Here is a 15,028-nt window from a genome sequence, read left to right as displayed (position 1 = left end):
GACCGCTAGGCGGCGGCCAGACCTTCTGTGCGTATCCATTTTCGTGCAAGTTTCACCGCTCGTGACAACGCACCACGTTCGCCGACGTATCCCGCGACTGCGCCGACCACGGGCAGGTTGCCGAGCCACCGGTAAACGGTACGGGCGTCGGGTCGCTTGTCCAACTCGTCCGCGATGCCCCGAAGAATCTTCGTGACCGACCACAACGCCGAGAGCACAGCGGAGGGAGAACGCGGACGATCGGTGGTCACCGCGTCCTTCGTGCGGGTCTCGAGCGCAGCCGCCTCGCCCACGGTGCGCCGCGGCAGATTCCGCTTGCACAGCACCGCGGCGAGCAGTCGCACCAGTTCGTCGTGATCGGTCACGCCGCACTCGCGGGCGACGGCCACGATCACCATGGCCTGATTGGCGAACCCCAGGATGTCCTGCAGCGGGAGTCGGCGCGCCAGCACTCCGAAGAAACCGGGGAACGCCACAGCGACGGTCCCGAGGGCGCCGACGCGGTTGACCCACCACGACGCACGCTTGTCGAGCGACATCCGCGACCACGCCTCGGTGCCGGGAACGTCGGTGGCGTCGAAGACCCAGGCGACCGCGTTCAACGCCTGATCGAGCGTCGAGTCGGTGTCGGCGGCGTTCCGGAACGTGCGCTTCTTGATTCCGAACGGATCGCGTTCGGCGAGCAGAGTCAGGGTCGGGACGATGACGCGAACGGCGGCGCCGAGTGCGGCGGCCACCTTCTCGTCACCGAGGCGATCGGGGCTCACGCAGCTGTGCTCCTGTCGGTGTAGGCGGTCGTGCGCTGGACGGCACGCCGGCCGATGCCGTCGGCGATGGCGTGCAGTTCTTCGACGGTCTTCTCGGATCCGTGTTGCGATCCTGCCATCCTGGAGATGGTCTCCTCCATCAACGTTCCACCGAGGTCGTTGGCGCCACCGTTCAGCATGACCTGCGTTCCGGTGATACCCAGCTTGACCCACGAGGTCTGAATGTTGTCGATCCGGCCGTGCAACATGATGCGCGCGAGCGCGTGCACCGCACGGTTGTCACGATTGGTCGGGCCGGGACGCGAGGCGCCCGCGAGGTACAGCGGTGAACTCTGGTGTACGAACGGCAGCGGCACGAACTCGGTGAATCCACCGGTCCGATCCTGAATTCCCTTGAGCACATTGAGGTGTCCGACCCAGTGCGACGGGTTGTCGACGTGCCCGTACATCATCGTCGACGACGATTTCAGCCCCACCACGTGCGCGGTCGTGACGACGTCGATCCAGGTCTGCGCCGGCAGCTTGCCCTTGGTGAGCACCCACCGCACCTCGTCGTCGAGGATCTCCGCCGCCGTGCCGGGAATGGTGTCGAGCCCCGCGGACTGCAGTTCGACGAGCCAGTCCCGCACCGACTGTCCGCCGCGCGACGCGCCGTTCACGATCTCCATGGGCGAGAACGCGTGGACGTGCATCGACGGAACTCGCGCCTTCACCGCGCGCACGAGATCGGCGTACCCCGTCACCGGAAGCTCCGGATCGATGCCGCCCTGCATGCACACCTCTGTGGCGCCGAGCACGTGCGCTTCCCACGCACGGTCCGCCACCTCGGCCGACGAGAGGGAGAACGCGTCGGCGTCTCCCTTGCGCTGAGCGAACGCACAGAAGCGGCAGCCGGTGTAGCAGATGTTGGTGAAGTTGATGTTCCGGTTGATCACGTAGGTGACGTCGTCGCCCACGACGTCCTTGCGCAGATGGTCGGCGAACGCCGCGACGGCGTCGAGCGCGGAACCGTCAGCGGTGGCGAGGGCGAGGTACTGCTCGTCGCTGAGTCCGCCCGGATTCTTCTCGGCTGCGCGCAGCGCTGCGGCGACGTCGCGGTCGACGGTCTCGAGCGCCGTGAGTCCGGCAACCTGCTCCCGGATCGATTCCCAGTCACCGAACGCGGATCCGATGTCGGAGCGGGTGTCGGTGTTGCGGCCGTCGGTGTCGATCTCGGTGTTGAGGTCGACTCGTCCGGTCGACTCCCACACTTCGTCGGGTTCCTGCCACGGCAGGCCCACCGCGATCGTGTCGGTGCGGGCGAGCCCCGACGTCGGGTCGGAGAGCGCGCGCACGTGCGCAGCGATACGCGGGTCGATCCACGGCGACGCGGCCAACACGTACTTCGGTTGCGCCGCAGTGCGTTCGGTGAGAGTGAACCCGGCCGCGGCACTGATCTCTGCCAACGACTCGAGGTTCGGCCAGGGACGCTCGGGGTTGACGTGGTCGGGCGTCAGCGGCGACACCCCGCCCCAGTCGTCGACGCCGGCCGCGAGCAACGCGGCACATTCGTCGGCGGCAACGAGGTTCGGCGGCGCCTGGATGCGCATCGAGGGTCCGAGCAGCAGTCGTGCGACCGCGATGGTCGCGCGGAACTCGTCGAGTCCGGCGTCGGGCGCGCCGCGCATCGCGGTGTCGTCCTTCGCCAGGAAGTTCTGCACGATCACTTCCTGCACATGACCGAACGCCTTGTGCGACGAGCGAATTGCCATGATGGATTCGGCGCGGTCACGGATCGTCTCGCCGATGCCCACCAGGATTCCGGTGGTGAACGGCACGTTCAACCGACCCGCATCGGTCAGGGTGCGCAACCGCACCGCGGGATCCTTGTCCGGGCTCCCGTAGTGCGCCTGGCCCTTCTCCTCGAAGAGTCGACGCGAGGTGGTCTCGAGCATCATGCCCATGGACGGCGCCACCGGCTTGAGTCGTGACATCTCCTCCCAGCTCATGACCCCGGGATTGAGGTGCGGCAGCAGGCCGGTCTCCTCGAGCACCCGGATGGACACGGCCCGCAGATAATCGAGCGTGGAGTCGTAGCCGCGTGCGTCGAGCCACTCCTTCGCCTCGGGCCACCGGGCCTCCGGGCGGTCACCGAGCGTGAACAGCGCTTCCTTGCAGCCCATTTCGGCCCCGCGGCGCGCGATGTCGAGCACCTCGTCGGCTTCGAGGAACATCGAGTGCCCCTCGGCACGCAGTTTGCCCGGCACCGTGACGAACGTGCAGTAGTGGCACGTGTCGCGGCACAGGCGCGTCAGGGGAATGAACACCTTGCGCGAGTACGTCACGGTGGACGGACGACCCTCCGCGAGCAAGCCGGCGTCGCGCACGCGGGCCGCGGAGGCGGTCAGATCGACCAGATCCTCACCGCGCGCGTGCAGGAGAACGGTGGCCTCGTCGACGTTGAGAACCACACCGTCGCGCGCACGCCGCAGGGCGCGACGCATCGCCGACGCGGACGGCGCGGACTCGGCAGCGGGCTCGGCGATCGGCTTGGCGGATGTCGACAGGAAAGGATCGGGCAGAAAAGTCACCGCTCGATCATGCGCCTTCGGACTGTGTGGTTGCCACTGCAGGGGTCCCCGGGACACAGTGTCCTCACAGATCGATAGCAGTGCGAACAGAGCGCAGTGTGGTGAACCCGGACCACAGCGCGACCTTCGAGCCCGCCGAATCGACTCCCGGACAAGGACACCATGAGCCAAGAACCGCCCGCTCCGGTCGAGACCCCCGACAGCGTAGGGCCCGGGCCGGTGCAGATGACCGATCCGAGCCGCCGACCCAGTCCCAAGGCCAGGACACTGTGGGCGATCAACGCGGCACTGCTGTGGGCCGTCGTCGCGGTGGCCGAGATCGTGTGGGCCGTTCTGCTCGCGGTCAACTCGGACGCACCGGTGTGGTGGCCCAATCTGACCGTGGCCGCCGTGACGCTGGTTCTGGCCGTGCTGCACATCACAGTGGTCCCGTCGTGGCGCTACCGGGTGCATCGGTGGGACATCAGCGACACCGCCGTGTACTCCCGCACCGGCTGGTTCACGCAGGAATGGCGCGTCGCGCCGATCTCCCGAGTGCAGACGGTCGACACCGAGCGCGGTCCGATCGACCGTGCGCTCGGGTTGTCCACCGTCACCGTCACCACCGCGTCCTCGGCGGGTGCGGTGAAGATCGCGGCCCTCGACCAGGACGTCGCCGACACCACCGTCGCGCATCTGACGGAGGTCGCCGCGCTGACCCGCGGCGACGCGACGTGACGAACCCGGTCGAGGTTCCCGCCGCCGCGTCGGGTCCCGACGCCGTCGCGGCGGAGAACGAGCAGCCGTGGCTGCGTCTGGACAAACGGATGCTGCTCATCCACCCGGTCACGGAAGTCGTGCGATTCCTCCCGGCGCTCGTGGCCACGCTCGTTCTCGGCACGCAGAGCGGAAACCACGTGTGGAGTCTCGCGCTCCTGGCTCTGACGGTGGGTCTTGCCGTTCTGCGGTGGTTCACCACCAGCTACCGACTCGGCCCCGTGCACGTGCAGCTGCGCACCGGACTGTTCCAGAAGAAGCTGTTGTCGGTGCCGCGCACCAGGATCCGCAGTGTCGACGTCGAGTCCAAGGTCATGCACCGGTTGCTGGGACTCTCGATCGTCCGCATCGGCACGGGACAGAAGGTGGACAAGCGAGAGCAGTTCGAGCTGAACGCCCTCGACAGTGCGCTCGTACCCGCGCTGCGCGACGAGCTGATGAACTCCTCGCCCGTCGCACCGTCGCCCGGGTCGCCGCCGTCCGTGAATGGGCCGGTCGCGGCGCCCACCGAGACCGAGCTGGCGCACTTTCGGACGTCGTGGGTCCGGTACGCGCCCTTCACCGCCACCGGAGTCGTGATCGTCGCTGCCGTCACCGGGTTGATCTTCCAGTCCGGCCTGGGTCAGTCGATCGCAACGTCGAACGCCGTGGAGAGCGGTGTCGACGCAGCCGAACGCCTCGGCATCGTCGCGCTGGTCGGGATCGCCGTCGTGGCGTTTCTCGTGATCACGAGCCTGCTTGCGTGTGTGCGGTACCTGGTGGTCTACGGCAATCTCACGGTGACCGACGACGGCCGACGACTGCGCGTCGGACACGGTCTGCTCACCACTCGTCACACCACCCTGGACCGAGACCGTCTGCGCGGCACGATGTTGCGACGTCCCCTGGTTCTGCGTCTGGTCGGCGGTGCCCGGCTCGACGCGGTCATGACCGGTGTCAGTGCCGAGAAGGCGGACTCCTCGCTGGTTCTGCCGGCAGCGCCGCTCGCGGAGGCAACGCGCGTCATGCGGGCCGTCCTCGCCGACGTGGGGCCGCCCGACGCCGCGCTCGTTCCGTTGGTCGCGCACGGCCGAGTCGCGTTGCGACGCAGACTCACTCGTGCGCTTCTTCCCGTACTCGCGGTGGCGGCGCTGGTCGTGGTTCTCGAACTCGTGACGAGCCGAATCCCGCCGGCGGTGTGGATCGGCATCGGCGTCGCCGCTGCTCTGGCGGTTGCCCTTGCCGTCGATCGCTATCGGGGGCTGGGGCACGCGGCGAACACCGGATGGCTCGTCACGCAGTACGGCAGCCTCGACCGTCGGCGGGTGACGATCGAGTCCGACGGCGTCGTCGGGTGGACGGTGCGTCAGAGCTTCTTCCAACGGCGTGCGGGTGTCGCCACCATCGTCGCGGCGACGGCCGCGGGAGACGGCCACTACGACATCGTCGACGTTTCCGTCGGGCATGCCTGGTCGATCGTCGAGGCGGCCCAACCCGGAGCGGGCGACGTCTGGGCGCGCCGATGACCGCTCCGGCGTCTATCACCGAGCTGGACTCGCAGATCGCGTCGTGCCGCGCCTGCCCGAGGTTGGTGGAGTGGCGCGAGCAGGTCGCACGCGAGAAGCGGGCGAGCTTCCGCGACGAGACGTACTGGGGCAGAGCGGTTCCCGGCTTCGGACCCGCGGATGCGAAATTGCTCGTCGTCGGATTGGCGCCCGCGGCCCACGGCGCCAATCGCACGGGCCGCATGTTCACCGGCGACCGCAGCGGCGACGTCCTGTACGCCGCCATGCATGCGGTCGGTCTGGCCAATCAGCCGACGGCCACGCACATCGGCGACGGGCTCACGCTGAACGCCACCCGCATCACGGCACCGGTGCACTGCGCGCCCCCCGACAACAAGCCCACTCCCGACGAGCGCGACCGGTGCCGTACGTGGCTCGAAACGGAACTGCACCTGCTCGCCCCGACGATTCGCGCCGTGATGGTACTGGGCGGGTTCGGGTGGCAGGCGCTGCTTCCCATTCTCGGTACGTCGGGCTGGATCGTTCCCCGTCCTCGGCCCAAGTTCGGGCACGGGGCGCACATCGTCCTGGAGCCGAGCACTGCGGCCGAGCCGCTGCACGTCTTCGGCTGCTATCACGTCAGTCAGCAGAACACCTTCACCGGACGGCTGACACCGGCGATGGTGGAGGAGGTCCTGGCGCGAGCGGGGGCGTCGGCAGGGGTGCTCTGAGGCGGTCGACCCCGGTCAGCCTCGGGTGAGCGCCTTGATGCGAGCGGTGTAGAGCACCAGGGCGGGCGGTGCGACGCCGGCGACGAGGAACAGCGCTGCGCGCCAGTCGGCGAGCAGAATCACGTCGCCGCCCGGTCCGCCCAGCGCACACAGCACGAGACCGAGGAAGAACCCGACCAGCGGGAGGGAACCCTGGCCGATGCTTCCGGACACGGCCATCGCCGCCCGCACGAGGACGACGTTGAGCGCCCCTGCGGCGAGCGCGCTGATCGGGAACGGGGTGGAGCCGGCGTACAGGGGAAGGAAGAGCGCACCGACGACGGCGCACAGAAAACCGTCGAAGGTGAGTGCGGCGACGGTGGCGACCGAGACCGCCTCGAGTACCGATCTGCCCCTGGTGAACGTCTGTGTGGAGGGCTCCGTCAACGGGGGGGATAGCCGATCGACGTCAGGAATCCGCTTGCGGCGTTGGCGAACTGAGACAGGATCGACTCGTAGAGCGCAGCCTGCGCGTCCCCCATCGGACGGATGGAATCGACGAACGCCACAATCGCGTTCTGAATGTCGTAGTTGAACATCATGGTTCCCTCCCGGGGTCGTGCTCACCGTCCGAGGAGCGATCGGTGATGACGCTCACAGCATACTTCGACCTGCGGAACGCACTCTCACCCGATGCCTGCGAAGAGGTCGCTCTCGCGGCCGTCGTCACCGGTCTCCCCGAGTGGTCCCCGCACCAGGATGTACTGCTCGTCGTCGAACACCGGCTGAACCACGTTGTTGGACAAGGCAAACGCACGACCACCACTCGCCAGGGTCACCTGGGTCGCGTGGGCTCGAAACGCTGCCCGCTTCGCCTCCCCCACCGCGCGAACGTCGACCGAGGTCGTCACGTCGGCGTCGGGAACGGAGGGAAGCTCGCCGGGCTCGGGGAACGTCCAGTGGGCCGGGTACTCACCGAGGTCGGCGAGACCGTCCGCCAACTGGGAAGCACCGGTCACCGTCCAGTACATCTTCGACGGGGCCCACGGCTCCCCCGCGCCCGTGAACGCAGCCGGGTCCCCCGACGCGTCGAACGCCGCCGAGGTCAGGAGGTGAACTTGCTGATGATCCGGGTGCCCGTACCCGCCGGCCGGGTCGTAGGCGACCACCACGTGCGGGCGCAGCTCCCGGATGACGGCGACCATCGCTCCGACGGCTTCGTCGGGGTCGGCGCGAACGAAGGCGCGTGGGTGGTTCGCCGCGGGTGTCCCGACCATGCCGGAGTCGCGCCAGCGGCCGGCGCCGCCGAGGAAACGTGGTCGCGCGCACCCCAATTCGGCCAGCGCACAGGTCAATTCGTGTATGCGGTAGCCGCCTAGCTGATCACCGCGGTCGGCGACCAGCCCGGCCCACTCGTCACCGATGACTTCGCCTTCCTCGCCGAGCGAGCAGGTCAGCACCGTGACCTCCGCACCGGAACGCGCGGCGGCCGCAATGGTGCCGCCGGTGGTGATGGTCTCGTCGTCGGGGTGAGCGTGAACGAACAGAATCCGTCGCGCCGACGTGTCGGTCACTGCTCCGTCCGCATCCACTGCGCCGCGTCGGAGAAGACCCCGAGCTCCGGCGGCCCGGCGAGCGACACCCCGGCCACGCCCGGTCCGACGGCGACGACGGAGGTGTCCTGCACGATCGGAAGCACGGCGGCGAGCGACCACAACTTCGGCTCCGCCTCGGCGATGACCCGGCCGACGTCGGTCGTCCCGGCGAGCGCCTGGTCGAACGACGCCTGAAGGCTGGGATCGCACAGTCCCGAAACGTTGCTCAGCAGGAGCGGTTCGGGGGCGCGTTGATCGGCGGTCTCCGTGGCACTCGACGGCGCGACAGCCGATCCAGCGGCGGGGCATCCGAACCGAGACGCCATCACCGTCGCGGGGTCGGACACGGCACGATTCCACCCGACCACCGCATCGACCGCTCCGGTGGTGAGTGCGGTTCCGTACAGCTCCTGCGGATCCGTCGGGGCCACACTGGCTTCGATCCCGGCGTCGCGCAATTGATCCGCGGCCGTGTTGGCGACGGCCGTCGCGATGTCGTCGCCCTCGGGTGCTCCGATCACGAAGTTCAGAAGCACCGGTCCGTCACCCGTGCGTGTCGGTGTCGCCGTCGGCGTCGCGGACACCGTCGGAGTGGGGCTGGGAGCCGGTGCGCCCGCGAAGACGCCTGCAGCGGTGAGCAATTCGATGGCGGCGACCCGGCCGATCGGGGTGGGTTCGGTGCTCGCGTAGCCCGGCTGGGACGGCGACAGGATCTGCGCGCCCGCCGATCGGGCCACCGATTCCCCGCCCGCTGCAACGATCGCCAGAAGGTTCTGATCGAGCAGACCCAGGATGCCGCGCCGGATGTTCGGATCGGTGAGCTCCGGAACTCGACCGTTGATGGTGAGCGCCAGAGAGCGAGGCTGAAAGATGTTGCCCGTCCGGATGTTCGGGATGGCGCTGAGCTGCGCCTCGGTGGCCGCGCCGCCGCGAACCTGCGCGACCTGTGCGTCACCCGAGCGCATCGAATCCGCCAACTGGGCCGCCGAGCCCCCGCGCCGCAAAAGAATTTGATCGGGGGTCGCGGGGGCACCCCAGAACCGATCGTTGCGTTCGAGCAGGATCTCGTCACGGCCCTTGTCGATCGACTTGATGCGGAACTGCCCACCCGAGACGGGGACGTTGTCCCGCAGACCCTGCTCGAAACCGCCCGGCGAATCCTTCACGAGATGGGACGGAAGCAGGTCGGTGAACAGTTCGCGCCACGCCGGATAGGCCGACTTCATCGTGACCGCGACCGTCTTGCCGCCGCCCGAGGACTGCACGTCCTCGATCTGGTTGTACCCGGCCGGATCGACGACACCCGGCTGGGTGATCATCTGCTGCCACAGGTAGCGGAAGTCCTCCGCCGCGATCGGTGCGCCGTCGGACCACTGCGAATCGTCGCGAAGAACGTAGGTCACCGTGAACGGCGCGAGCGACGTCACCTCCGCCGACACCATCAGTGCAGCATCGAGACCCCACGTCGACGCGCCGCCCTCCGAGGCCAGACGGCGGAACGGACTCGGCAGGACCAGGGTGCTCACCGCGGTGTTGGCAGGGGACTGATCGGCGAGCAGATGCGGATTGAACCCCGTCCCGACGTCGTCGATGGCGACGACGACGGGATTTCCCGCCGCCGACGCCGCCGGCGGACTCGACTCGGGCGTCTCCGTGCTCTGAATCGCCGGAGGCGGGTCCGCAGTACATCCGGACACCGCGACCACGAGGCCGACGACACCGACGACGAACCGAGTTGCAGTCAGTCGGAGGAGACCCACCGTCTGTTCGTCTCGTCGCCGACTACAGAGCAGCCTTGTCACGCGACTTGCTGCGCGAACGCTCACGCGCACGCTCGTTGGAGTCGAGGTGCACCTTGCGCACGCGGACGACCTCCGGCGTGACCTCGACGCACTCGTCACCGGCACAGAACTCCATCGCCATTTCCAGGTCGAGCTTCTTCGGCTTGGCGAGGGTCTCCATCACGTCGGCGGAGGACTGACGCATGTTGGTCAGCTTCTTCTCGCGGGTGACGTTGATGTCGAGGTCCTCCTGGCGGGGGTTGATGCCCACGACCATGCCCTCGTAGGTGTCCGCACCGGGCTCGACGAAGAACGTTCCGCGGTCGGCCAGCTGGATCATGGCGAACGGGGTAACGCTGCCTTGACGGTCCGAGACGAGCGAGCCGGTGTGGCGCGCGCGGATCTCGCCGGCCCACGGTGCGTAACCGTGGAAGACGGCGTTGGCGATGCCGGTGCCGCGCGTGTCGGTGAGGAAGTCCGTGCGGAAGCCGATGAGACCGCGCGAGGGGACGATGAACTCCATACGAACCCAGCCTGCGCCGTGGTTCGTCATCTGAACCATCTTTCCCTTGCGGGCGGCGAGTAGCTGGGTGACGCCACCGAGGTGCTCCTCGGGGGTGTCGATGGTCAGCTCTTCGAACGGCTCGTGCAGCTTGCCGTCGACCTGCTTGGTGACCACCTGGGGCTTGCCGACGGTCAGCTCGAAACCTTCACGACGCATCTGCTCGACCAGGATGGCGAGCGCGAGCTCACCACGGCCCTGCACCTCCCAGGCGTCGGGCCGGCCGATGTCGAGGACCCGGAGCGAGACGTTGCCGACCAGTTCCTGGTCGAGCCGCGACTTCACCATGCGAGCGGTCAGCTTGTGGCCGCTGACGCGTCCGACCAGCGGGCTGGTGTTGGTTCCGATGGTGACCGAGATGGCGGGCTGGTCGACGGTGATGCGCGGGAGTGCGACCGGGTTCTCGAGGTCGGCGAGGGTGTCGCCGATCATGATGTCGGGGAATCCGGCGACGGCAACGATGTCGCCGGCCACACCCTTCTCACCGGGAACGCGCTCGACACCGATGGTGGTGAGCAGTTCGGTGATCTTGGTCTTCTGCACGACGGGCTCGCCGTCGACCTCGCGCATCCAGCTGACGGTCTGACCCTTGTTCAGCTCGCCGTTGTGAATGCGAACCAGGGCGAGACGACCGAGGAAGGCCGACGCGTCGAGGTTGGTGACGTGAGCCTGCAGTGGCGCGTCGACGTTGCCCTTGGGGGCCGGGATGTAGCTGAGGAGGATCTCGAACAGCTCGTCGAGGTTCTCGGCGTCCGGAGCCTGTCCGTTCTCGGGCTGCTTCTTGCTGGCCTTGCCCTCGCGGCCCGACGCGTACAGAACCGGGAGGTCCAGTGCGAGCTCGGCGGCTTCGGCGGCCTCGTCGTCGAGGTCCGACGCGAGGTCGAGCAACAGGTCGTGGCTCTCGGAGACGACCTCCTCGATGCGCGCGTCGGGACGGTCGGTCTTGTTGACGACCAGAATGACGGGCAGCGACGCGGCGAGCGCCTTGCGCAGCACGAAGCGGGTCTGCGGCAGCGGCCCCTCGGATGCGTCGACGAGCAGGACGACACCGTCGACCATGGACAGGCCGCGCTCGACCTCACCGCCGAAGTCGGCGTGGCCGGGGGTGTCGATCACATTGATGACGGTGGTGCTGCCGTCGGCGTTGCGCTTGTGGACGGCCGTGTTCTTGGCCAGGATCGTGATGCCCTTTTCCTTCTCCAGGTCACCGGAGTCCATCACGCGGTCGATGGCCTCGGCACGCTCGGCGAAGGCACCGGACTGACGGAGCATGGCGTCGACCAGAGTGGTCTTGCCGTGGTCGACGTGCGCGACGATGGCAACATTGCGGAAGGTGGTCGGTGCAGTGGGGCTGGTCACGCAGAAATCTCCGTTGGTCGTGTGCGGGGTGAAGAGCCAGCGGCTTCGTCTCCCAGAGAGCACGCTGCGTCGCGAGCAAAAGTGCGACCGCTGTAGTTTAGCGGTAGGGCCGCAGTGATCGCAGTCACGCACGGCAGTGAGGGTGCCCTTCCCCAGCGCAGCGAGTTAAGTTACCCTCACCTTCGTGTCGAAGAAGACAGCCGCCGCCAAGGTCGCCGGCATGAAGCCGAAGAAGAAGTGCTGCCGTAAAGACATCCGGTGCATGACGTGTCCGGTCGTGGTGATGCGCATGAAGAAGCTCGAGAGCGCCGGCGTGTGCGGCAAGGACCTGAAGAAGGGTCTGAAGAAGGCCCGGGCGGCCTGAGGACTCGCCTCACCATCAGAGCAGCGCCACCAGGTCCGGGATCCACTGCCTGTCGGCATCGACCAGATCGACGGTGTGCAGTTCTGCCGCATCGAACCACCTCAGAGCCGAATGTTCGAGCGGCGCAGGGGAACCCGACAGCACGCTCACCCGATACGCGCGCAAGACGAGCCCACCGCCCAGATCGACGTCCGCACCGATGGGATCCCCCACGACGACGTCGATCGCCAATTCCTCCCTGAGCTCACGCGTCAGCGCGGCTGCGTCCTCCTCACCCGGTTCGACCTTGCCGCCGGGCAGCTCCCACCGACCGGCGAGCTCGGCCGGGTGCGCACGCTGAGCGAGAAGAAGTCGCGCATCGACGATCACGGCTCCCGCGACGACTGTTCGTGATTCCGGCACCACACCCATCTTTCCCGAGGACCATGGAGTCATGGCCGAACTTCTGGACGACGCGCAGATCGACGAGGCACTCACTCAGCTCACGGAGTGGACGAGAGACGGTGACTCGCTCCGCCGGACGATCACGTCGTCGACCTTCCTCGACGCCATCGATCTGGTCGGCGCGGTCGCGCGTGAGGCGGAATCGATGGACCACCACCCCGACATCGACATCCGCTGGCGATCGGTGACCTACTCGCTGTCGACGCACTCGTCGGGTGGCATCACGAGCTTGGACGTGGTTCTTGCCGGAGCGATCGATCGGCTGGCGCAGCAGTAGTCGACCGCCTGCCGATGTAGGCGATCCATCCGAACAACAACACACTCCCGACGACGTCGACTGCGCCGAGCCAGGCGAGCAGCGCCGGTCGCTGCACCTCCCAGATCGACGGCTGGAAGAAGCTGAGAATCCAGGGCACACCCACGACGGTGGTGACGAGCCAGTATCCGGCGACGATGCGAGTTCCGAGGTAGCTCCCGTATGGCCCGTGCAGGAGCCAGACGAACAGCGGAACCACCCACACCCAGTGGTGCGACCACGAGATGGGTGAGATCAGGAGCCCGACGAACTGGACGATCAGCATCGTGCCGAGTCGGTCGTCACGGCGCAGTGCCCGCCAGGCCAGGAAGGCGAGAACGAGCAGTACCGCGGCGCAGATCAGCCACAGCGGGCCGTTGCCGACGTCACGACCCATGATGCGGCTCAGCGCACCGCGTAGCGACTGGTTCCACACCGATGCAACCGGTCCGATGCGGTTGGCGTCGCCGAGTATCTCGGTGAAGTACTGCCGAGCTTGTTCGCTCGCGATCAGCCAGCTCACCGCGATGGTTGCGAAGAACGCCACCGCCGAGAACACCGCCGCCTTCCAGCGTCGCTGCGCCAGGAAGTAGAGCCCGGTGATGGCCGGAGTCAGCTTGATTCCGGCCACGAAGCCGACGATGCCGCCCGAGACCCACCACCGCGCACTGCGGACCGCCAACATCCCTCCGAGCACGAGGAACACGTTGACCTGTCCGTAGTCCATCGTCGTGCGCATGGACTCGGTCCAGATTCCCACCGCGGTCCACAGCAGTGCCGCGCGGCGCCAGGACGGGAGGTCGGCGCGGTCGCCGACGACCAGGCGGATGCTGATGCGCACCACCGCGTAGAGAGCCGCGATGGTGGCCACCTGCCAGGCGATGCCGACGAGCGTGAACGGCAGGTAGTGCAGCGGGAAGAACACGACGGCCGCGAACGGTGGATAGGTGAACGGGAGCGGAAAGTCCGGAGTCTGATCGGCATAGACGAACCGGTAGAGGTCTCCCCCGACGAGCGACGCGGACCCGTCCACGTAGACATGGAGGTCGACCCAGTTCATCCCGTTCGCGGTGAAGAAGGTCCAGACGATGCGGAACAGAAGCGTCGCGGCCAACAGGTAGGGCGCGGCGCGGAGGACGGGGTGGAGACGCTCACGCGGTACCGCTGTCACTGTCCGCGTGCTCCTCGAAAGAATTGGTTGGGACGGAAGCGACATGGTCAGGACATGGCGTTCCCCGACGGAGCTTAGCCGCCTGTGACGGCGCCTCGTGTACACAGCCCGCGTTGATCGATCACCACAAGAGGATCGATAACATTTGTATCAACAACCTCAATTTTCACTTCATTAACAGGATATGGTTCAAAAAGTCGGAAACGACACGGTCAATCGGGACATCGGGCGGCTGTACAACGGTCGCGCTGTGTACATAGAGTGACCACCCGGAGCCCGGACGGTGAGAATTTTCGCCTTTCGGAAGTTCCGCAAGCTTAGTCGGGGGTCTGCGATCCCCGGCTCTCTACACCTAGACGAGATGGGGGCACGGTGCACCGCAGTCGTGTTACGCGTTCAGCACTGGTCGGCATCGCCATGGCAGCCGCCTGCGCCCTTGCCGCACCGACGACCGCGTCGGCCGCGCCACTGCCGCAACCGATACCCGAAGGCGAATCGGCACTGCCGCTGTCGTTCCTCGCGCCCGCCGTGTTCGCCGCCGTCGCAGCACCCACCGAGGTCGCCGGCACGTCCAACGCACTGCTGGCACAGGCTCGTGCGATCCTCGCCACCGCACCGCTCCCGGCGCAGACCAAGACGACGCTGTCCTCGGTGATCACGTTCCTCGACGGCAGCGCCGGCGGCGGACCGGACATCCCCGAGAACGGGCCTGTCATCGCGCAGTTCCTCTACCCCACCCTCGGGCGTGGATGCATCTCGCCGACCGCGGACAGCGTCGGCACGGCCCTGGCCGTTCCCGGCCCCGCTCAGCTGCCGCCTCCGGGACCGGGCACGGCGCAGGCCGGGTTCGTGTTCACCGCCCTGGGTACGGCGCCTCTGGCCGCCGAGCAGACCGCACCGATGACGGTGTCCTGGGTCAACATAGACACCTTGAAGACGGGCACCGCGACGCTCACCGGCGCCGCGAAGATCAACCCGGACGGCCCGTCCACCCTGTCCGCGATCGCCGACACCGGGAAGGGTCGCATCATGGCGGCCATCACCGGGTCCGTGACCACGACGGCGGGACGTCCCTGCACCTTCTTCCCGACGGTGGGATTGTTCGTAGTCTGAGCCTGGCAATATGGCCGTGATCAGCACTCCGGGTGCGGTGATCACGGCCATATTGTC

15 protein-coding genes are annotated in these 15,028 nt (G+C 67.6%); 6 read left to right on the top strand and 9 right to left on the bottom strand.

What is annotated here, in order from left to right; genetic code table 11:
- Positions 1–5: 5 nt before the first annotated feature.
- Complete coding sequence (locus AC59JP_RS18370) at positions 6–767, bottom strand: hypothetical protein (RefSeq protein ID WP_497327255.1); 762 nt, start codon at positions 765–767, stop codon at positions 6–8.
- The gene (locus AC59JP_RS18365; RefSeq protein WP_497327254.1) at positions 764–3,337 is read right to left on the bottom strand and encodes a bifunctional FO biosynthesis protein CofGH; all 2,574 of its coding nucleotides are present in this window, start codon (positions 3,335–3,337) and stop codon (positions 764–766) included. Before AC59JP_RS18365 ends, AC59JP_RS18370 begins: the two co-directional genes overlap by 4 nt.
- Positions 3,338–3,499: 162 nt before the next feature.
- Between AC59JP_RS18365 and AC59JP_RS18360 the strand changes: the two genes are divergently transcribed.
- Genes AC59JP_RS18360 through AC59JP_RS18350 form a run of 3 tightly spaced genes read left to right on the top strand, consistent with a single transcriptional unit; the run spans position 3,500 to position 6,308 of the window.
- Entirely contained in the window at positions 3,500–4,054 is a 555-nt protein-coding gene (locus tag AC59JP_RS18360; protein ID WP_497327253.1) for a PH domain-containing protein, read from the top strand.
- Positions 4,051–5,598 (top strand): PH domain-containing protein, encoded by a 1,548-nt coding sequence (locus AC59JP_RS18355; RefSeq protein WP_497327252.1) that lies wholly within the window; start codon positions 4,051–4,053, stop codon positions 5,596–5,598. The genes AC59JP_RS18360 and AC59JP_RS18355 overlap by 4 nt, the downstream gene beginning before the upstream one ends.
- Entirely contained in the window at positions 5,583–6,308 is a 726-nt protein-coding gene (locus tag AC59JP_RS18350; protein WP_497327648.1) for a uracil-DNA glycosylase, read from the top strand. Before AC59JP_RS18355 ends, AC59JP_RS18350 begins: the two co-directional genes overlap by 16 nt.
- A gap of 15 nt (positions 6,309–6,323) precedes the next feature.
- Here AC59JP_RS18350 and AC59JP_RS18345 read toward each other — a convergent pair whose 3' ends face one another.
- From AC59JP_RS18345 to typA, 5 genes are all read right to left on the bottom strand, one after another.
- Entirely contained in the window at positions 6,324–6,734 is a 411-nt protein-coding gene (locus AC59JP_RS18345) for a hypothetical protein (RefSeq protein ID WP_497327251.1), read from the bottom strand.
- A complete protein-coding gene (locus AC59JP_RS18340) occupies positions 6,731–6,889 on the bottom strand; it encodes a hypothetical protein (protein ID WP_497327250.1) in 159 nt (52 codons plus the stop codon). Before AC59JP_RS18340 ends, AC59JP_RS18345 begins: the two co-directional genes overlap by 4 nt.
- Positions 6,890–6,973: 84 nt before the next feature.
- Positions 6,974–7,861: an N-acetyl-1-D-myo-inositol-2-amino-2-deoxy-alpha-D-glucopyranoside deacetylase gene (mshB, locus tag AC59JP_RS18335; RefSeq protein WP_497327249.1), complete on the bottom strand. Its 888-nt coding sequence runs from the start codon at positions 7,859–7,861 to the stop codon at positions 6,974–6,976.
- A complete protein-coding gene (locus tag AC59JP_RS18330) occupies positions 7,858–9,642 on the bottom strand; it encodes an ABC transporter family substrate-binding protein (protein ID WP_497327248.1) in 1,785 nt (594 codons plus the stop codon). The genes mshB and AC59JP_RS18330 overlap by 4 nt, the downstream gene beginning before the upstream one ends.
- A 22-nt stretch (positions 9,643–9,664) precedes the next feature.
- Positions 9,665–11,584 carry a translational GTPase TypA gene (gene typA / locus AC59JP_RS18325; RefSeq protein WP_497327247.1) on the bottom strand — a complete coding sequence of 640 codons (1,920 nt, stop codon included), beginning with the start codon at positions 11,582–11,584 and terminating at the stop codon, positions 9,665–9,667.
- 184 nt (positions 11,585–11,768) lie between these two features.
- On the opposite strand from typA, the gene AC59JP_RS18320 reads away from it, so the two are divergent.
- Positions 11,769–11,948, top strand: a complete 180-nt coding sequence (locus AC59JP_RS18320) for a hypothetical protein (protein WP_497327689.1) — start codon at positions 11,769–11,771, stop codon at positions 11,946–11,948.
- 15 nt (positions 11,949–11,963) lie between these two features.
- Here AC59JP_RS18320 and AC59JP_RS18315 read toward each other — a convergent pair whose 3' ends face one another.
- The gene (locus tag AC59JP_RS18315) at positions 11,964–12,383 is read right to left on the bottom strand and encodes a (deoxy)nucleoside triphosphate pyrophosphohydrolase (protein ID WP_497327246.1); all 420 of its coding nucleotides are present in this window, start codon (positions 12,381–12,383) and stop codon (positions 11,964–11,966) included.
- Here AC59JP_RS18315 and AC59JP_RS18310 point away from each other — a divergent pair.
- Positions 12,382–12,669, top strand: a complete 288-nt coding sequence (locus AC59JP_RS18310) for a 4a-hydroxytetrahydrobiopterin dehydratase (RefSeq protein ID WP_497327245.1) — start codon at positions 12,382–12,384, stop codon at positions 12,667–12,669. The two genes, AC59JP_RS18315 and AC59JP_RS18310, sit on opposite strands and share 2 nt — an antisense overlap.
- Here the strand turns inward: AC59JP_RS18310 and AC59JP_RS18305 are convergent.
- Positions 12,614–13,903 carry a mannosyltransferase gene (locus tag AC59JP_RS18305; RefSeq protein ID WP_497327244.1) on the bottom strand — a complete coding sequence of 430 codons (1,290 nt, stop codon included), beginning with the start codon at positions 13,901–13,903 and terminating at the stop codon, positions 12,614–12,616. The genes AC59JP_RS18310 and AC59JP_RS18305 overlap by 56 nt on opposite strands.
- A gap of 372 nt (positions 13,904–14,275) precedes the next feature.
- Between AC59JP_RS18305 and AC59JP_RS18300 the strand changes: the two genes are divergently transcribed.
- Complete coding sequence (locus tag AC59JP_RS18300; protein WP_497327243.1) at positions 14,276–14,971, top strand: Rv1157c family protein; 696 nt, start codon at positions 14,276–14,278, stop codon at positions 14,969–14,971.
- Positions 14,972–15,028 lie beyond the last annotated feature (57 nt).

The sequence above is a fragment of the Rhodococcus sp. 320_ES genome (assembly GCF_059691855.1).
The sequence above is the reverse complement of the archived record's forward strand: the minus strand, read 5'-3'. Positions and strand labels throughout refer to the sequence as shown.

Coding starts and splice junctions, on each gene's coding strand:
- AC59JP_RS18360 (WP_497327253.1), top strand. CDS start 3,500: ATGAGCCAAGAACCGCCCGCTCCGGTCGAGACCCCCGACAGCGTAGGG.
- AC59JP_RS18340 (WP_497327250.1), bottom strand. CDS start 6,889: ATGATGTTCAACTACGACATTCAGAACGCGATTGTGGCGTTCGTCGAT.
- AC59JP_RS18310 (WP_497327245.1), top strand. CDS start 12,382: ATGGCCGAACTTCTGGACGACGCGCAGATCGACGAGGCACTCACTCAG.
- AC59JP_RS18315 (WP_497327246.1), bottom strand. CDS start 12,383: ATGACTCCATGGTCCTCGGGAAAGATGGGTGTGGTGCCGGAATCACGA.
- AC59JP_RS18305 (WP_497327244.1), bottom strand. CDS start 13,903: ATGTCGCTTCCGTCCCAACCAATTCTTTCGAGGAGCACGCGGACAGTG.
- AC59JP_RS18300 (WP_497327243.1), top strand. CDS start 14,276: ATGGCAGCCGCCTGCGCCCTTGCCGCACCGACGACCGCGTCGGCCGCG.